14 protein-coding genes are annotated in these 18,710 nt (G+C 73.7%); 7 read left to right on the forward strand and 7 right to left on the reverse strand.

The window, feature by feature from the left end; all coding sequences use genetic code 11:
- Positions 1 to 18: 18 nt before the first annotated feature.
- Complete coding sequence (locus BGO37_RS04725; RefSeq protein WP_291752737.1) at positions 19 to 678, reverse strand: response regulator transcription factor; 660 nt, start codon at positions 676 to 678, stop codon at positions 19 to 21.
- Complete coding sequence (locus tag BGO37_RS04730) at positions 675 to 2,030, reverse strand: ATP-binding protein (RefSeq protein ID WP_291752738.1); 1,356 nt, start codon at positions 2,028 to 2,030, stop codon at positions 675 to 677. Before BGO37_RS04730 ends, BGO37_RS04725 begins: the two co-directional genes overlap by 4 nt.
- 157 nt (positions 2,031 to 2,187) lie before the next feature.
- Between BGO37_RS04730 and BGO37_RS04735 the strand changes: the two genes are divergently transcribed.
- The gene (locus tag BGO37_RS04735) at positions 2,188 to 3,705 is read left to right on the forward strand and encodes a PspC domain-containing protein (RefSeq protein WP_291752739.1); all 1,518 of its coding nucleotides are present in this window, start codon (positions 2,188 to 2,190) and stop codon (positions 3,703 to 3,705) included.
- Positions 3,702 to 4,274 (forward strand): hypothetical protein, encoded by a 573-nt coding sequence (locus BGO37_RS04740; RefSeq protein ID WP_291752740.1) that lies wholly within the window; start codon positions 3,702 to 3,704, stop codon positions 4,272 to 4,274. Before BGO37_RS04735 ends, BGO37_RS04740 begins: the two co-directional genes overlap by 4 nt.
- A gap of 68 nt (positions 4,275 to 4,342) precedes the next feature.
- Here BGO37_RS04740 and BGO37_RS04745 read toward each other — a convergent pair whose 3' ends face one another.
- The 4 genes from BGO37_RS04745 to guaA form a co-directional block, all read right to left on the reverse strand.
- On the reverse strand, positions 4,343 to 4,894 hold the full coding sequence (locus BGO37_RS04745) for an aromatic ring-opening dioxygenase LigA (RefSeq protein WP_291752742.1): 552 nt from the start codon (positions 4,892 to 4,894) through the stop codon (positions 4,343 to 4,345).
- 212 nt (positions 4,895 to 5,106) lie between these two features.
- Positions 5,107 to 5,784, reverse strand: a complete 678-nt coding sequence (locus BGO37_RS04750) for a hypothetical protein (RefSeq protein WP_291752743.1) — start codon at positions 5,782 to 5,784, stop codon at positions 5,107 to 5,109.
- Between the two features lie 301 nt (positions 5,785 to 6,085).
- A complete protein-coding gene (locus tag BGO37_RS04755; RefSeq protein WP_291752745.1) occupies positions 6,086 to 6,427 on the reverse strand; it encodes a DUF3817 domain-containing protein in 342 nt (113 codons plus the stop codon).
- 16 nt (positions 6,428 to 6,443) lie between these two features.
- Positions 6,444 to 8,039 (reverse strand): glutamine-hydrolyzing GMP synthase, encoded by a 1,596-nt coding sequence (guaA, locus tag BGO37_RS04760; RefSeq protein ID WP_291752746.1) that lies wholly within the window; start codon positions 8,037 to 8,039, stop codon positions 6,444 to 6,446.
- Positions 8,040 to 8,268: 229 nt separating this feature from the next.
- On the opposite strand from guaA, the gene BGO37_RS04765 reads away from it, so the two are divergent.
- Both BGO37_RS04765 and BGO37_RS04770 read left to right on the forward strand, forming a co-directional pair.
- The gene (locus BGO37_RS04765; protein WP_291752748.1) at positions 8,269 to 10,125 is read left to right on the forward strand and encodes an ABC transporter ATP-binding protein; all 1,857 of its coding nucleotides are present in this window, start codon (positions 8,269 to 8,271) and stop codon (positions 10,123 to 10,125) included.
- Positions 10,122 to 11,855, forward strand: coding sequence for an ABC transporter ATP-binding protein (locus tag BGO37_RS04770; protein ID WP_291752750.1), 1,734 nt, complete (start codon positions 10,122 to 10,124; stop codon positions 11,853 to 11,855). The genes BGO37_RS04765 and BGO37_RS04770 overlap by 4 nt, the downstream gene beginning before the upstream one ends.
- A gap of 13 nt (positions 11,856 to 11,868) precedes the next feature.
- On the opposite strand, the gene BGO37_RS04775 is transcribed toward BGO37_RS04770, so the two are convergent.
- Positions 11,869 to 12,693 (reverse strand): SURF1 family protein, encoded by an 825-nt coding sequence (locus BGO37_RS04775; protein ID WP_291752752.1) that lies wholly within the window; start codon positions 12,691 to 12,693, stop codon positions 11,869 to 11,871.
- A gap of 99 nt (positions 12,694 to 12,792) precedes the next feature.
- Between BGO37_RS04775 and BGO37_RS04780 the strand changes: the two genes are divergently transcribed.
- From BGO37_RS04780 to BGO37_RS04790, 3 genes are all read left to right on the forward strand, one after another.
- Complete coding sequence (locus tag BGO37_RS04780) at positions 12,793 to 15,273, forward strand: phosphoketolase (RefSeq protein WP_291752754.1); 2,481 nt, start codon at positions 12,793 to 12,795, stop codon at positions 15,271 to 15,273.
- A 95-nt stretch (positions 15,274 to 15,368) separates the two neighbouring features.
- Entirely contained in the window at positions 15,369 to 17,477 is a 2,109-nt protein-coding gene (pta, locus tag BGO37_RS04785) for a phosphate acetyltransferase (protein WP_291752756.1), read from the forward strand.
- Positions 17,474 to 18,679 (forward strand): acetate/propionate family kinase, encoded by a 1,206-nt coding sequence (locus BGO37_RS04790; RefSeq protein WP_291752758.1) that lies wholly within the window; start codon positions 17,474 to 17,476, stop codon positions 18,677 to 18,679. Before pta ends, BGO37_RS04790 begins: the two co-directional genes overlap by 4 nt.
- Positions 18,680 to 18,710 lie beyond the last annotated feature (31 nt).

Here is an 18,710-nt window from a genome sequence, read left to right on the forward strand (position 1 = left end):
CCGGGAGGGACCTAGGTGCTACAGGAGGCGGCGGGCGGCCGCCCAGCGGGTCAGCTCGTGCCGGCTCGACAGCTGCAGCTTGCGCAGCACGGCCGAGACGTGGGTCTCCACGGTCTTGATGGAGATGAACAGCTCCGAGGCGACCTCGCGGTAGCTGTACCCGCGGGCGATGAGGCGCATCACCTCGCGCTCGCGCGCCGAGAGGCGGTCCAGCTCGTCGTCCCCGGTCGCGACGTCGCCGGCGGCCGTGCCGAACGCGTCGAGCACGAAGCCCGCCAGCCGGGGCGAGAACACGGCGTCGCCGGAGGCGACGCGCACCACCGCGTCCGACAGCGCCGGGCCGTCGATCGCCTTGGTGACGTAGCCGCGCGCGCCGACCCGGATGACGCCGACGACGTCCTCCGCCGCGTCGGACACGGACAGCGCCAGGAACTTCGTCTCCGCGAGCAGGTCGGCGCAGCGGCGCAGCACCTCGGTGCCGCCGCCGCCGTCGCCCCCGGGCAGGTGCACGTCGAGCAGCACGACGGGCGGGCGCACCTCGTGGATGACCGCCACCGCGCCGTCGACGTCCTCCGCCTCACCGACGATGCGCACCCGCGCGTCGAGCGAGGCCCGCACGCCCGTGCGGAACATGTGGTGGTCGTCGACGAGCACCACGTCGACCGGGACCGCGTTCACGTCGCCTTCTCCTTCTCCTTCAGCTGGGCCGTCCCCGTGGGGAGTGTCCCCACGTCGTCGGCCGGGCAGGGACCGACGGGCACGACGAGGTGCACCTCGGTGCCGCTCTCCTTGCACGTGACGGTCGCGGTGCCGCCCCGGCGGCGCACCCGGCCGAGGATCGACTCGCGCACGCCGAACCGGTCCGACGGGATGTCGTCGAGCTCGAAGCCGTCGCCGTGGTCGCGGACGAACACCTCGACCTGCTCGTCGCCCACCTCGAGGTACGCCGAGACCGGCGGCCGCCCGTGGACCACCGCGTTGACCAGGGCCTCGCGGGTCGCCTGCAGCAGCGCCGCGGTGCCCGCGTCGGGGGCGCGGTCGCCGACGACGACGAGGTCCACCGCCACCGCCTCGCCCTCCGGACCGCTGCGGGTGTCCTCCACCTCCGCCACGACGGCGCGCATCTCGGCGGCGATCGACGTGCCCGGCGCGGGCCGGTCCTGGTAGAGCCACTCGCGCAGCTCGCGCTCCTGGGCGCGGGCCATGCGGGCCACCTCGGCGGGCTCGTCGGCCCGCGCGCGAATGATCGCCAGCGTCTGGAGCACGGAGTCGTGCAGGTGGGCGGCGATGTCGGCGCGCTCGGCCTCCCGGGCGCGTGCCGCCCGCTCGTCGCCCAGCTCGCGCACGAGGCGCAGCCACCACGGCGCGAGGACCAGCGCCACGCCCGCGACGACGGCGACCGCCGCGACGACGACCTGACCCAGCAACCCCGGGTCGATGCCCGCGCCGACGACCTGCGTCGCGAGCAGCAGCACGCCGACGCCGGCCAGGAGCAGCCCGCCGGCGATCCGCAGGAACGCCTGTGCCCGGCCCCCGGGGACCTCCCGCGAGCGCCCGCGCGTCACCACGCCGAGCTGGCTCCAGGCGAGCACGACGCCCGCGACGAGCACGAACACCGGCAGCACCCAGCTGAGGTTGACCGCGGAGTGGGAGCGCACCAGCAGGAGCGCCGCGGCTCCCACGACGAGGAGCACGCCGGCGAGCACCTCCGGGCCCGGCAGCCGGAGCGGGTGGCCGGCCACCGCCTGGCGGCGCGCCAGCCGGCCGAGGAACGCCGGCCGCGTGATGGTGGCGGCCTCGACCGGGTCACCCACCGGGACGGTGAGCCAGAGGAACGCGTACAGCACGGCGCCGACGCCGAACAGCAGCGCGGCCGCCAGGAAGAGGATCCGCACGCGGCGTACCGGCCAGTCCAGGTGGGCCGCCAGGCCCAGCGCCACGCCGCCGAACCACCGCCCCCGCTCGGGGCGGCGCAGCGGCAGGCGCACGGGCGCGGTCGGCCGCGCCGTCGGGTCCTCTGCCGTGGTCACGCCCCGATCGTGACACCTCGCGGGCGCGGGGACACGGGTCCAGGGGCCGAACCAGGGTGCGGATCAGGGGATCGCGGCCGTGCCCCGGGTCCTGATCAGGGTCGTTTCAGGGACCCACCCGATGGTCCGGGCCGGCGCCGGCCGCCACGATCGAGCCATGACTTCGCAGACCCCAGCCGGCGGACCCGTCCCGCCCACCGGCGCCACCCCACCCGCCGGCGACAAGCCGTGGCCGGCGACCGGTTTCTTCTCCCAGCTGCGCGGCATCGGCCTCTACCGCTCCGACGAGCGGTGGATCGGCGGCGTCGCCGGCGGCATCGCGGCCCGGTTCGGGCTCGACCCCCTGCTGGTGCGCGGCATCTTCCTCGCCACGCTGCTGCTGGGCGGGTTCGGCCTCGTCGTCTACGCCGCAGCCTGGGCCCTGCTGCCCGAGGAGCGTGACGGCCGCATCCACATGGAGGGCCTCACGCTGGGCCACCCCGACATCGCGCTGCTCGGCGCGCTGCTGATGTTCGTCACGGGCATCGGCTGGGGCGCCTGGGGGCACTGGCCGTTCATGATCCCGGGCTGGATCCAGGGGCTGTTCTGGCTGGGCGCGACGATCCTCGTCGTGGTCCTCGTGGCGACGATGCTCCAGCACCGGCGTCCGCCGGCGCCCCGCCCCGGCGCGCCGTGGGGCCCCGGGCCCTACGCGCCCGCCCCCGGCCCGTACACCCCGCCGGCCCGGCCGTACACCGGCCCGTCGACGCCGTACGCCGGCGCCTACGGCGGCACCCCCTACGGCGCGGCCGCCCCGCACGTGCCCGGCCCGGTCCCGTCGTACGGCCCTCCGCCCGCGGGACCCGGCCCGGCGGCAGCCGCGGCCGCGACCGCACCGCGCGTCTCGGCGCCCGTCCCGCCGCCCCCGGCGTGGTCGGCCCCGCCGCCGGCCCCGGCCCCCACGCCCTACCGCTACGCCCCCGCGCCGCCCCCGGCGCCCGTCGCGACCCAGCCGCCCAAGCCCCCGCGCCCGCGGCGGCAGGGACCCGGCGCGACGACCGTCGGCGTCTCGGTCGCCCTGAGCCTCTTCGTCATCGCCGGGGCGCTCATCGCCCAGCGCGGCGGGTGGTTCGACCGCTCGACGGCGGGCACGGCGGCGGCGCTCGTCGTCCTGATCTTCGGCGTCGCGATCATCGTGTCCGGCCTGCGCGGGCGCCGCGGCGGCGTGCTCGGCCTGCTCGCGATCTTCGCGGCCCTCGTGGCGCTGCCGCTCGCGGTGAACTCCCGCGACGGCATCAACCCGTGGATCGTCGACAACAACGGCGTCCACGTCACGACGACCCAGGGCACGACGACGATCACGGACCGCACGACCGCGGCCAACGGCTTCCGGATGGGCTTCGGCGACGCGACGGTGGACCTCACCGGCGTGCCGCTGCAGGCCGGTGACCGGCTGACCGTCCCGATCGACGTGTCGGCGGGCAACCTCGTCGTCCGCGTGCCGCGCGGGGCCCAGGTCGCCGCGCAGGCGGACATCGGCGCCGGCCAGGTCACCTGGCAGGTGGGCGGCGACAACACCAGCACGAGCGGCGTCGGGCGGCGGGACAGCTTCGGCGTCCCGGCCGACCAGGCCACGCTCCTGCTCCAGATCCACGTCGGTGCCGGGAACGTCACCGTGGAGGAGGGATCCCGATGAGCGACGACGACACCCGCAAGCTCCCGCCGCTCGGCGCTCCGGCCGACGACGAGCACCGGGCCGTGCCGGAGAGCGAGCCGACGCCCGCCGAGGAGGTCGCGGCGGCGCAGGGGGCCGGCGCGACGGGCACCACCGAGGAGGACGAGACCGTGACGATCGAGGCTGCCACACCCGCACAGGCACCGGCCGAGGACGCGACGGCCCCGCTGCCGAAGGCCGAGGCGCCGACGGCGCCCCTGCCGCCGGTCGCGTCCGCGCCGCCGCGACCCGAGCCGCCGGCGGACGCCTACGCCGCGTCGACCGGGCACATCCGGGTCACGTCACCGACGGCCCCGGCGGCCCCCGCGGCGTCCGCGCCCGAGCCGCCGCGGACGCTCCGGGTCGGCACCGTGGTGTGGGGCCTGGTGGTCATGGCCGTCGGGGTCGGGCTGCTGTCCGTCGCCTGGGGCGCCCACCTCGACACCGAGCTCGCCTTCATCGTGCTGCTCGGCGCCGCCGGCGTCGCGCTGCTCGTCGGCTCGCTCGTCGGCATGCGGCGGTCGCGGCACCGGTTGGAGGGCCGGGGCTAGCGACCGCGGGCGAAAGGGGCGAGGGCCGGTCCCCCAGGGGGGAACCGGCCCTCGTCGTACGTGGGGGGCTAGACCGCGTCGGCCGTGGTGGGCTGCGGTGCCACGGTCACCGCCACGGGCCGCGAGACTCGCACCAGCGCCCAGCCGACGAGCAGCGCCACGACTCCCACGCCGAAGGCGAAGAGCGCCACCCCGAACGCGATGACCGAGGTGAACAGGGACGAGCGCAGGAACGAGCCGGTCATCACCGTGCTGCGCTGGCCCTGCAGCGTGACGACGTCGGTGTTCTTGGCGATGTCCGTCGCCGACATGCCCTGGCTCTTGAGGTCGTTCTGCTTGGCCGTGATGGCCGCGCCCAGCTCCGCGTAGGTCAGGTTGTTCGAGGCCTTGAGCGAGTGGTGCTTGATGGCGTCCGCCTGGTACCAGGCGGTCCACGGCGAGTTGACCGCCTGGTTGCCGAAGTGGGCGGCGTCGGGCGAGACGGTGATCTTCTCCGCGGCGAGGTTGGCCGAGACGGCCCCCCACGTGACGGCGCCGGCGATCACGAAGATCGCGCCGGCGATGACGGTCAGGATGCCGAGGACCCTCACGGTCCCGTTGCCCTTGGCGGCGTTGGCCATTCTCGTCTCCCCGATCCCAGAGTGCGGTGGTCATGACGGGGCTGCACAGCCCCCATGCCTTCGTCGTCGTGCAGAAGGTAAGCCTAACCATCACCTGTGAATCCGCCCAGAGACGCCCGCCGGACCGCAGACGACAAGACGAGGGCCGGTCCCCCCGGAAGGGGACCGGCCCTCGTCGTGCGATCGCGAGGATTCGCGAGGAATCGCGAGGATCAGACGGCGGCGGTCGCGGGGACCTTCGCCGCGGCGGCGCCGGACACGGCGGCCTTGGTGCGGATCGTCAGCAGCTGGATCGCGCCGATGATGATGAGCACGATGCCCAGGCCGCCGACGAGGGCGGAGACGCCGAACGCCAGGACGGAGACGTACAGCGAGGCGATGAGGAAGGAGCCCGACTGCAGGGTGGAGCGCAGCGAGGCGAGGGCGCCGGGGACGATGCTGCCGGTGACGACCGGCGTGCCCTTGGCGTCGCAGGTGAACGAGCCGTTGCCGGCCGGGTCGGTCCACTTCACGGCGGACTTGCAGGTGCCGTCAGCGTTGAGCGTGATCGACGGGGCAGTGCCGTAGGTGAGGTTCGGGTCGCCGCCGGTCACGACACCGGTCGCGGCGTCGGCCTTGCCGCCGGTCGCCGTGGCGCTCGCCTGCGACATGTGGTGGCCGATCGCGTCGATCTGCGCCAGCGCGGTGAACGGGCCGGCGACGGCCTGGCCGTCGAACGCGCCGCTCTTCTCGCCGTTCGTGCCGTGGTTGTAGGGGGCGACCGTGACCTGCTGAGCCTTCAGCTGGACGGACGTGATCGAGTACATCGTGATGCCGGTTGCCAGGAAGACGACACCGACAACGGCGACAAGGATGGAAAGCACCTTGATGAGAGTGGGCTTCTCGGACACCTGGAGTTCCTCATGCTTCTTGTGTTGGGGATCAGCGCCGCCTGCTCCATGTCGTCCGCGAAAGCCGAAGGCGTCGCGTTGAGATCACTGCGGGGACAACTGACCTGGGATTTTGTTGGCACCACTACCGCGCGATGGAAGCCTCGCCGCAGGTCAGCCGCACCCGCTGGGACCAATGTCCCGCGGCACATGTCGCACCAGCACTGACGTGCAGGTTCGTTCGGGAATTCACAAGGAAAACGGCGAGGTCACGGCGGCGTTCCGGGCGTCCCGAGCCCCCGAGAGCGCCCCTGCAGGCCCCTCAGGCGGCGATCCTGGCCTCCGCGTCCCGATGGACGCGCCGCTCCAGCACAAAGGACATCACCGGCACGACGCCGGCGAGGACCATGGTCACAAGACGACCCCAGGACCAGCGCATTCGTGACCACAAATCCCACACGGTCACGAGATACACGATGTAGACGAAGCCATGAAGGCGCGGGACCCAGTCGATGGCGTCGTTGTGGAACCCGTACTTGAGCACCATCTCCAGGCACAGGAACAGCAGCATCGTGCCGGTGACGTATGCCATCACCCGGTAGCGGCCGAGGGCACCCCGCTCCTTCGCCACGCGCGCCTCGTCGGTCGCCTGCGCCTCGCTCATCGGACCCTCCCGGTCGTCATTCCCACTCGATGGTGGCCGGCGGCTTGCTCGTCACGTCGAGCACCACCCGGTTCACCTCGCGCACCTCGTTGGTGATCCGCGTCGAGATCCGCGCCAGCACGTCGTAGGGCAGGCGGGTCCAGTCGGCGGTCATCGCGTCCTCGCTCGACACGGGCCGGAGCACGACGGGGTGCCCGTAGGTGCGCCCGTCCCCCTGCACACCGACGGACCGGACGTCGGCCAGCAGCACCACCGGGCACTGCCAGATGTGCCGGTCGAGCCCGGCGCGGGTCAGCTCCTCGCGCGCGATGGCGTCGGCGGCACGCAGCACCTCGAGGCGCTCGCGCGTCACCTCGCCGACGATGCGGATGGCGAGCCCGGGGCCCGGGAAGGGCTGCCGCCAGACGATCGCCTCGGGCACGCCGAGCTCCAGGCCCACGGCCCGCACCTCGTCCTTGAACAGGGCGCGCAGCGGCTCGACGAGGTCGAACTGCAGGTCGTCGGGCAGGCCACCGACGTTGTGGTGGCTCTTGATGTTCGCGGCGCCCTCGCCGCCGCCGCTCTCGACGACGTCGGGGTACAGCGTGCCCTGGACGAGGAACCGCACCGGCTCCTCGTCGGCCCCCGACCGCTCGACGATCTCGCGGGCCGCGTCCTCGAAGACGCGGATGAACTCGCGGCCGATGATCTTGCGCTTGGCCTCCGGGTCGCTCACGCCCGCGAGCGCGTCGAGGAACCGGGCGGTCGCGTCGACGACGACGAGCCGGACGCCGGTCGCCGCGACGAAGTCCTGCTCCACCTGCTCGGCCTCACCCGCGCGCAGCAGGCCGTGGTCGACGAAGACGCACGTCAGCTGGTCGCCGATGGCCTTCTGCACCAGCGCGGCGGCCACGGACGAGTCGACGCCGCCGGACAGCGCGCAGATGACGCGGGCGTCGCCGACCTGCTCGCGGATCGCCGCCACCTGCGCGGTGATGACGCTGTCGGGGTTCCACTCGGGCGCCAGGCGCGCGCCGCGGTAGAGGAAGTTCTCCAGGGTCGCCTGGCCGAGGGGCGTGTGGTGCACCTCGGGGTGCCACTGCACGCCGTAGAGCCGGCGGGACGCGTCCTCGAACGCCGCCACCGGGGCGCCGGCGGTGGAGGCCAGCACGCGGAAGCCCTCGGGCGGCGTGGTGACCGCCACGCCGTGGCTCATCCACACCTGCTGCTCGTCGGGCGACCCGTCCAGCAGCGTGCCGTCCTCGGCCACGTCGACGTGGGTGTGGCCGTACTCGCCCGTCGCCGCGGCGTCGACCTCGCCGCCCAGCGCGTGCGCCATCGCCTGGAAGCCGTAGCAGATGCCCAGCACCGGGACCCCGGCGCCGAACAGCGCCGGGTCGACGGCGGGGGCGCCGGGCTCGTAGACGCTGGCCGGGCCGCCGGACAGGATGATCGCGGCGGGGTCCTTCGCCAGCATGTCGGCGACGGCCATGGTGTGCGGCACGATCTCCGAGTAGACGTGAGCCTCGCGCACGCGCCGCGCGATCAGCTGGGCGTACTGGGCGCCGAAGTCGACGACGAGGACGGGGCGCGGCGTGCGGGCGGAGGTGTGCTCGGCGGGGCTCGGCGTCACGTCCCCAGGGTAGTCGGCGCGCCGACGGCGCCCGTCGCCCGTCTCGTCGCCCGGCCCCGTCCCACCGGCCCCCGCCCCCCGACTCGTCGGTTCCGCGCCGGCTCGACGGTTCGCACCGACGAGTCGGCTGCCGAGCCGACGAGACGGCGGACCGGCGGGTGGGAGCGGGTGCCGGGCGGCCGGGAAAAGGAGTGGGGCGTGTGGGTGGCGGTGCCTACCGTGGATCCCCGTGCGCTCGCTCCCCCTCGCGGATCCCGGCACGCCCCCGACCACCGGTCCGGGGCGCCTGCTGTGGTGGTTCGCGCGCAGGCAGTGGGGCATCCAGACCACCGGGCTGGCCCTCGGCATCACGCTGATGGGGTGCCAGGCGCTGCTGCCGTACCTCGTCGGGCACGCCATCGACGGCGGCCTGACCCACGGCTTCGGCACCGACCTGTTCCGCTGGGTCGCGGCGCTCCTGGCCCTCGGCGTCGTCTCGTCGGCGGCCGGGGCGCTGGGGCACCGCTACGACGTCGCGTGCTGGCTGCGGCCGGCGTTCACGGCCTCGGAGCTCGTCGGGCTCAAGGCGGCGCGCTCGGGTCACGCGATCACCGCGGAGCTGCCCACCGGCGAGGTCGTCTCGGCGGTCGCGAACGACTCGCTGCGCATCGGCGAGCTCTACGCGAACCTCTCGCGGTTCGTCGGCTCGGTGGTCGCGTACGGCGTGGCGGCCGTCCTCATGCTGCGGATCGACGTGACGCTCGGCCTCGTCGTGCTGCTGGGGCTGCCGGTCGTCGCGGTGGTGCTCGGCCGCCTCGTCAAGCCGCTCCACCGCAAGCAGGCGGCGCAGCGCGAGGCCTCCGGCCGGCTCACCACGCTGGGCGCCGACACGGTCGCCGGGCTGCGCATCCTGCGGGGCATCGGCGGCGAGGCCGTCTTCACCGGCCGGTACGCGGCCCAGTCGCAGGAGGTGCGCCGCCGCGGCGTCGCGGTCGCCGGCACCCAGTCGTGGATGGACGGCCTGCAGGTGCTGCTGCCCGGCCTCTTCGTCGGGCTGCTGCTGTGGCTCGGGGCGCACCGCGCGCTCGCCGGCACCATCACGCCGGGCCAGCTGGTGACGACCTACGGGTTCGCGGCCTTCCTCGCGTGGCCGGTGCAGAACGCGACGATCATGCTGCAGGCCGCCACGCGCGCCTGGGTCGGCGCGGCGAAGGTGCTCGGCGTGCTGCGCGTGGTCCCGGCGACCGGGGTGCGGGCGGCCAGCGCCGACAGCCCCGCGCCCGGCGCCGCGCTCGTCGACGAGACCAGCGGCGTGCGCCTCGAGCCGGGCCGTCTCGTCGGGCTCGTCTCGGCGGACCCGGACGAGGCGGCGGCGATCGCCACCCGCATGGGCCGGTTCGACGACGAGGCCGAGGCACCGACCCCGGTGACGTTCGGCGGGGCGCGGCTGGCCGACCTGCCGAAGGCGGAGGTGCGGGCCCGCATCGTCGTCGCCGAGGCGACGCCGCACCTCTTCTCCGGACGCCTGGGGGTCGAGCTGGACGTGCGCGGCGGGGCGGGCGACGACGAGCTGCACCGGGTCGTGGCCCTGGCCGACGCCCACGACGTGCTCGACTCCGTGCCCGGCGGCCTCGAGGGTGACCTGCCCGAGAAGGGCCGGTCGCTGTCGGGCGGGCAGCGGCAGCGGGTCGCGCTGGCGCGGGCGCTGCTCGTCGACCCGGAGGTGCTCGTGCTCGTTGAGCCCACCAGCGCGGTCGACGCCCACACCGAGGCGCGCATCGCGGCCCGGCTGGCGCAGGCGCGGCGCGGCCGCTCGACGCTCGTCGTGACCGCCAGCCCCCTGGTCCTCGAGCACGTCGACGAGGTCCAGCTGGTCGCCGACGGCCGCCTCGTCGCGCGCGGGACGCACGACGAGCTGCTCGACGGCGCGGCCGGCGCCCGCGTCGCGGCCGCCTACCAGCGGATCGTCGGGCGGCGGCTCGACGACGAGGGCGAGGACGACGGCTGGGGCGCGGCGACCGACGGGACGGCCGGTCCGGACGAGGACGACGAGCACGACGACGTCGTCGAGGACGTGTACGCACGACGCGAGGGAGGTGAGCGATGAAGCTGCCGGTGGCCGACGCCGCGACCGTGCGTCGCTACGCCGCGCGCCTGCTGCGGGTCCACGGCTCCGAGCTCTCGCGGCTGGCCGTGCTGCACACCCTCGGGGCGACGGCCGGTCTCGTCGGGCCCTTCCTCCTCGGGCGCGTGGTCGACGCGATCACGCGCGGCACCACCGGCGGCTACATCGACCGGATGGTGGCGTTCGGGCTCGTCATGGTCGTCACGCAGGCGGGGCTGGTCCGCACCGCGCAGCGCGCGTCGATCGTCTTCGGCGAGAAGGTGTTCGCGCAGCTGCGCGAGGAGTTCGTCGAGACGCTCACCGCCCTGCCGCTGTCCACCGTCGAGCGCGCCGGCACCGGCGACCTCGTCGCGCGCACGACGAACGACGTCAACCGGCTGCAGCACGCGGTGCGCTTCGGGGTGCCGCGCGTGATCGTCGCCACGGTCACGATCACGCTGACGACCGTCGCGTGCCTGCTGCTCTCGCCGCTGGTGGCGGTCGGGCTGTTCGTCGGGGTGCCCTCGATGGTGCTCGTCGTGCGCTGGTACCTGAGGCGCGCCACGCCCGCGTACCTGCGCGAGGCGGCGGCGTACGCCTCGATCAACGGGACCATCACCGAGACCGTCGAGGGCGCCCGCACGGTCGACGCGCTGTCGCTGGGGTCGCGGCGCCACGCCACGGTGCGCGACGACCTCGCCGAGGCGTTCGCCGCGGAGCGGACGACGCTGCGCCTGCGCACCGTGCTGTTCCCGGCGATCGACCTGACGTTCGTCCTCGCGCCGACCTCGGTGCTGCTGTGGGGCGGCTGGCTGGCGTCGCAGGGGCGCGTGACGCTCGGCGTCGTGACGGCGATCGTCATGTACGCGTACCAGATGTCCGGGCCGGTGTGGGAGCTGATCTTCTGGCTCGACGAGATCCAGGTGGCCGCCACGGCGCTATCGCGCATCGTCGGCGTCCAGCTCGTGGAGGCGGACCGCGAGGAGTCCGGCGAGCGGCCGGTCGACGACCGGATCACGGCGCGCGGGCTGCGCTACGCCTACCGCGAGGGCCACGACGTGCTGCACGGGATCGACCTCGACCTGGTGCCGGGCGAGCGGCTGGCCGTCGTCGGGCCGTCCGGCGCCGGCAAGTCCACGCTCGGGCGGATGCTCGCCGGGATCCACCCGCCCACGGGCGGTTCGGTGCGGCTCGGCGGCGTCCCGCTCGTCGACCTGCCGCTGGACGACCTGCGCGGCCAGGTCGCGCTGGTCACCCAGGAGCAGCACGTGTTCGTCGGCTCGGTGGCGGACAACCTGCGCCTCGCCGACGCCGACGCGACCGAGGAGGCGCTGCGCCGGTCCCTGGCGGCGGTCGACGCCCTCGACTGGGTCGACGCCCTGCCCGAGGGGCTGGCGACCGAGGTCGGCTCGGGTGGCGCGGCGCTGACGCCCGCCCAGGCCCAGCAGCTCGCGCTGGCCCGGCTCGTCCTGCTCGACCCGCACACGCTCGTGCTCGACGAGGCGACGTCGCTCCTGGACCCGCGGGCCGCCCGTCACCTGGAGCGCTCGTTGTCGGCGGTGCTCGCCGGACGGACGGTGGTGGCGATCGCCCACCGGCTGCACACCGCCCACGACGCCGACCGCGTCGCGGTGGTGGACGACGGCCGGATCACGGAGATCGGGCCGCACGACGAGCTGGTCGCGGCCGGTGGCGACTACGCCGCCCTGTGGCACTCCTGGCAGCACGAGTAGCGGCAGCGGGCTCTCAGGCCCGCGGGTCCGCCTCGGGGCCGGAAGCCCGGTCGCCCCGCTCGGGGCGGCCGCGGTCGCGGATCCGGCCGTGGGCCTCGTCGAGCACCGCGCGCCACCACAGGAACACCGCGAAGCCGCCGAAGACGAACCACTCGCCGGCGTAGAGCAGGTTCTGCAGGTTGGGGCTGGTCTGCGTGGGCGTCGGCGGCCCGAGCAGCGCGGGCCCGGCGGACGGCGCGGGGTCCGACGACGCCAGCACCAGGTACCCGGTCCAGATGGGTCCGGTCCACACGTGGAGCAGCTCCGCGGGGCTGATGGCGTCGGTGGCGCCGGAGGCGATCCCGGTGCCGGCCGACTCCCCCGCCTGCAGGTAGCCGACCAGCGACACGGCCCCCGCGGGGGGCTCGTCGGGCGCGGCGCCGGACGGGAGCCAGCCGCGCACGACCGGGAGCACGGCGGCGTCCGCGCCGGACCCCACGCGTAGGGGTGTCAGCACCAGCTCGCCGGTGACGCCGCCGTGCGACCGGCCGGTCACCAGGAGCTGGCCGGGCTCGTACGTCCCGGTGACGGACACCTTGCGGCCGACGAGGTCGCCGGGGAACGCCGTCTGGGGCGCGAGCACCGAGTCGAGGGGCACCGGGTCGGCCGCCACCAGCTGCGCCTGCCGCTGGGCGACCGCGGCCTGGCCGCGCTGGCGTGCCCGGTCGAGCTGCCACGCGCCGAGCAGCCCGCACACGGTCGCGGCGGCCAGGAAGACCGCGAGCAGGCCGACCATCCGCGGCCGGCGGGCGACCCGCCAGACGTCGGCGCGCGTCACCGGCGCGGCAGTGGCAGCCACCCCCACACGCTATCGGCGTGACGGACCTTCGACACCGGGCGTCCGCCGCCCACGTGCGGTTGTATGTCACCGAGCACCTCTGCGAACAGGAACGGGACCATGGCGACGACGACCGAGCACCCCACCACCTGGCGCCGCGGCACCGGCGCGGCGATCGACGACGAGACCGTCCGGCGGCTCGACCGCTGGTGGCGCGCCGCGAACTACCTGTCCGTCGGGCAGATCTACCTGCTCGACAACCCGCTGCTGCGAACCACGCTGACGCGGGACGACGTCAAGCCGCGCCTGCTCGGCCACTGGGGGACGACGCCGGGCCTGAACTTCCTCTACGCGCACCTCAACCGGGCGATCGTCGAGCGCAGCCAGTCGACGATCTACCTCACCGGCCCGGGCCACGGCGGGCCGGGCCTCGTCGCCAGCGCCTACCTCGACGGCACCTACTCGGAGGTGTACCCGAACATCACGGAGGACGAGGAGGGCCTGCGCAAGCTCTTCCGCCAGTTCTCGTTCCCGGGCGGCATCCCGAGCCACGTCGCCCCGGAGACGCCGGGGTCGATCCACGAGGGCGGCGAGCTCGGCTACGCGCTGTCGCACGCCTACGGCGCAGTCTTCGACAACCCGGACCTCCTGGTCGCGGCGGTCGTCGGCGACGGCGAGGCCGAGACCGGCCCGCTGGCGACGAGCTGGCACTCCAACAAGTTCGTCAACCCGTACCAGGACGGCGTGGTGCTGCCGATCCTGCACCTCAACGGCTACAAGATCGCCAACCCGACCGTGCTCGCCCGCATCAGCGACGACGAGCTCATCGACCTCATGCACGGCTACGGGCACCACCCGTACGTCTTCACGGGCGGGTACGACGAGGACGAGCCGATGGAGTCGGTCCACCGCCGGTTCGCCGCGCTGCTCGACGAGGCGCTCGACGAGATCGCCGACATCAAGGCGCGGGCCGCCGACGGCGACCTCACGCGGCCGGCCTGGCCGATGATCGTCTTCCGCACGCCCAAGGGGTGGACCGGCCCGGCGACCATCGACGGCAAGAAGACCACCGGTTCGTGGCGCGCCCACCAGGTGCCGCTGGCCAACGCCCGCGACACCGCCGAGCACCTGACCGTGCTCGAGGAGTGGCTGCGCTCGTACCGCGCCGAGGAGCTGTTCGACGCGACCGGCCGGCTGGCCGACGACATCCGCGGCCTGGCCCCCGCCGGCGAGCTGCGGATGAGCGCCAACCCGCACGCCAACGGCGGGCTGCTGCTGCGCGACCTGCGCCTGCCCGACTTCCGCGACTTCGCCGTCGACGTGCCCCGCCCGGGTGCCACCCAGAGCGAGGCGCCGCGCGTGCTCGGCGACTACATCACCGAGGTCGTGCGCCGGAACCCGGACAACTTCCGGATCTTCGGGCCCGACGAGGTGGCGTCCAACCGCCTGCAGGCGGTCTTCGGGGTCACCGACCGGCAGTGGAACGCCGAGTACCTGTCCCCCGAGGTCGACGAGCACCTGGCGCGCGCCGGCCGGGTGATGGAGATGCTGAGCGAGCACCAGTGCCAGGGCTGGCTCGAGGGCTACCTGCTCACCGGGCGCCACGGGCTGTTCACCAGCTACGAGGCGTTCATCCACATCGTCGACTCGATGTTCAACCAGCACGCGAAGTGGCTGAAGGTCACCAACGACATCCCGTGGCGCCGGCCGATCGCCTCGCTGAACTACCTGCTGTCCAGCCACGTGTGGCGGCAGGACCACAACGGGTTCAGCCACCAGGACCCGGGCTTCATCGACCACGTGATCAACAAGAAGGCCGAGGTGGTCCGCGTCTACCTGCCGCCGGACGCCAACACCCTGCTGTCGACGTACGACCACTGCCTGCGCTCGCGGCAGTACGTCAACGTCGTCGTCTCGGGCAAGCAGCCGGCACCGAACTTCCTGCCCATGGACGAGGCCGTGGCGCACTGCTCGCGCGGCCTGGGCATCTGGGACTGGGCCGGCACCGAGGTCGCCGGTCAGGAGCCGGACGTCGTGCTCGCGTGCGCCGGCGACGTGCCGACCCTCGAGGTGCTGGCGGCGGCGGACATCCTGCGGCGCGAGCTGCCGGACCTCAAGGTGCGCGTCGTCAACATCGTCGACCTCATGCGGCTGCAGGACGAGCGGGAGCACCCGCACGGCCTGTCCGACCGTGACTTCGACACGATCTTCACCGCCGACCGGCCGATCGTCTTCGCCTACCACGGCTACCCGTGGCTCATCCACCGCCTGACGTACCGCCGCAACGGGCACGCCAACCTCCACGTGCGCGGGTACAAGGAGGAGGGCACGACGACCACGCCGTTCGACATGGTGATGCTCAACGACCTCGACCGGTTCCACCTCGTCATGGACGTCATCGACCACGTGCACTGGCTGCGCGCCTCGCAGGCCGGCCTGCGGCAGAAGATGGTCGACGCCCGGCTGCACGCCCGGGAGTACACCCGGGAGCACGGCGAGGACCTCCCCGAGGTGCGGGACTGGGTCTGGCCGGACGCCGGGGACGTCGCGGCGGGCGAGCAGGTGGCCGCCACGCTGTCGACCGGCGGTGATAATGAGTAGCGCTGATCAAGGGACAATCGTCCCATGATTCGACGGGGCCGGGGGCGGACGATGCCCCCGGACTCCGTCGTCGACAGCTGTCAGGAGATGCCCCCGTGGCCCGAACCATCTACATCGCTTCCCCTGAGGGCGACACCGGCAAGTCGACCGTCGCCCTGGGGCTCGTCGACCTGCTGACCCGCACGGTGGCCCGCGTGGGGGTGTTCCGGCCCGTCGCCCGCTCGACGGACGTCCACGACTACATCCTCGAGCTGCTCCTCGCCCACGACGGGGTGGAGATCCCCTACGACGACGCGGTCGGCGTCAGCTACCAGCAGGTGATCGACGACCCCGACGCGGCGCTCGCGAAGATCGTCCAGCGCTTCCACGACGTCGAGCGGCGCTGCGACGCCGTCGTCGTCGTCGGCTCCGACTACACGGACGTGGCCGGGCCGACCGAGCTGGCGTACAACGCGCGGATCGCCGCCAACCTCGGCGCCCCGACGGTGCTCGTCGTCAGCGGCCGGAACCGCACGCCGGACCAGATCCGCGACGTCGCGGAGATCGCGCACACCGAGATGGCGGCGAACCACGCGCAGGTCGTGGCGTGCGTCGTCAACCGCGCCGCCGCCACCGAGCTCGACGCGATCCGGTCCCACATCGCCTGCGGGCACGTGCCGGTCTGGGCGATCCCCGAGGACTCGCTGCTGTTCGCCCCGACGCTGCGCGAGCTGGCGGACGCGGTCGGCGCGACGCTCATCGGCGGCGACGAGACGCTGCTCTCGCGCGAGGTCCTCGACGTGCTGGTGGGCGCGATGAGCGTCGAGCACCTGCTCGAGCGGCTCCAGCCGGGCGCCGTCGTCATCACCCCCGGCGACCGCAACGACGTGCTGCTCGGCCTGCTGCTGGCGCACCAGGCGGAGGGCTTCCCGAACCTCGCCGGCGTGATCCTCACCGGTGGTTTCAACCCCTCGCCGACCATCAGCCGGCTCGTGTCCGGCCTGGCCGCGCGCCTGCCGATCCTCGTCACCGAGCTCGGCACGTTCCGCACCGCCAGCGCCGCCAGCGGCACCCGCGGGCGGCTGACGCGCGAGTCGCAGCGCAAGATCGACACCGCGATGGCCCTCTTCGAGAAGTACGTCGACGGGCCCGGCCTGCTCTCGGCGCTCGACGTGCCGCGCGTCGAGGTCGTCACGCCGCTGATGTTCGAGTACCAGCTCCTCGACCGCGCGCGGGGCGACCGCAAGCGGATCGTGCTGCCGGAGGGCAACGACGACCGGATCCTGCGCGCCGCCTCGACGCTGCTGCAGCGCTCGGTCGCGGACCTGACGATCCTCGGCGACGAGGCCGCGATCCGCACCCGCGCCACCGAGCTCGGCCTGGTGCTCGACGGCGCCCAGGTGATCAACCCCACCGCCGGCGAGCTCACCGAGCGGTTCGCGGTCGAGTACACCCAGCTGCGCAAGCACAAGGGCATGACGCTCGAGCGGGCGCGCGAGGTCGTCACCGACGTCTCGTACTTCGGCACGATGATGGTCCACCTCGGCCTGGCCGACGGCATGGTGTCCGGTGCCAGCCACACCACGGCGCACACCATCAAGCCCTCCTTCGAGATCATCAAGACCGTCCCCGGCGTCGGCTCCGTCTCGTCGTGCTTCCTCATGTGCCTCGAGGACCGCGTGCTCGTCTACGCCGACTGCGCGGTGATCCCCGACCCGACGACGGAGCAGCTGGCGGACATCGCCATCTCGTCCGCCGAGACCGCGGCCCAGTTCGGCATCGAGCCGCGCATCGCGATGCTCTCGTACTCCACCGGCACGTCCGGCTCGGGCGCCGACGTCGACAAGGTGCGCGAGGCGACGGCGCTCGTCCGCGAGCGCCGGCCCGACCTCTCGGTCGAGGGCCCGATCCAGTACGACGCCGCCGTCGACGCGTCGGTCGCCAAGACGAAGCTGCCGGAGTCGACCGTCGCCGGCCGGGCCACCGTCTTCGTGTTCCCCGACCTCAACACCGGCAACAACACGTACAAGGCCGTGCAGCGCTCGGCCGGCGCCGTGGCCGTCGGCCCGGTGCTCCAGGGCCTGCGCAAGCCGGTCAACGACCTGTCCCGGGGCGCGCTGGTCCAGGACATCGTCAACACCGTCGCCATCACGGCGATCCAGGCGCAGACGCCGTCCGGCGCCGCGCAGCCCGAACAGATCGCCGCGGAGGCCGTCACCCGATGAATCCCTCGTCCACCGTCCTGGTCGTCAACTCCGGTTCGTCGTCCATCAAGTACCAGCTCGTCGACCCGGTCGCAGGCCAGGCGGTCGCGTCGGGGCTCGTCGAGCGCATCGGGGAGAAGACCGGCGCCGTCAAGCACAGCCACGCCGGCCAGACGACCACGCGCCAGCTGGCGATCGCGGACCACGAGGAGGGCATGCGGATCGTCCTCGGGCTCTTCGAGGAGGTCGGGCCGGCGCTGCACGACTCGAACGTGGTCGCCGTCGGCCACCGCGTGGTCCAGGGCGGCGCGGTGTTCGCCGGCCCCGCTCTCATCGACGACGAGGTGGTCGCGCAGATCGACGCGCTGTCCCCGCTCGGCCCGCTGCACAACCCGGCGCACGTCACGGGGATGCGGGTCACCCGCCGGCTGCTGCCGGACGTGCCGCAGGTCGCCGTGTTCGACACCGCGTTCTTCCGCGACCTGCCGGCGGAGGCCGCGACCTACGCCATCGACGCCGAGGTGGCCGCGCAGCACCAGGTGCGCCGCTACGGCGCCCACGGCACGTCGCACCAGTTCGTGTCCCACGAGGTGCCGAAATACCTCGGCCGGCCGGTCGAGGAGCTCAACCAGATCGTGCTGCACCTCGGCAACGGCGCGTCGGCGTCGGCGGTCGCCGGCGGTCGGGCGGTCGACACGTCGATGGGCCTGACCCCGCTCGAGGGGCTCGTCATGGGGACGCGGTCGGGCGACATCGACCCCGCCGTCGTCTTCCACCTGCACCGCAACGCCGGCATGTCGATCGACGACATCGACGACCTGCTCAACCGGCGGTCCGGCATCAAGGGCATCTCGGGCGAGAACGACTTCCGCGCGCTGCACTCCCTGGTGCAGTCGGGCGACGCCTCGGCCAAGCTCGCGCTCGACGTCTACGTGCACCGGCTGAAGAAGTACATCGGCGCCTACCACGCGATCCTCGGGCGCCTCGACGTGCTGGTGTTCACGGCCGGCGTCGGCGAGAACGACGACATCGTGCGCGCCGCTGCGTGCGCGGGCCTCGAACCGCTCGGCATCGTCCTGGACCCCGCCCGCAACGAGGGCCGCGGCGGGCCGAAGGTCATCTCGACCGACGACAGCCCGGTCACCGTGCTCGTCTTCCCGACGAACGAGGAGCTGGCCATCGCCCGGCAGGCCGTCGAGGTGATCGAGGCCGCGAAGGCCTGACGCCTCGCGCTCGTAGCGACGTCCGGGGACC

It is taken from the genome of Cellulomonas sp. 73-92 (assembly GCF_001898175.1).
Lineage (GTDB): Bacteria > Actinomycetota > Actinomycetes > Actinomycetales > Cellulomonadaceae > Cellulomonas.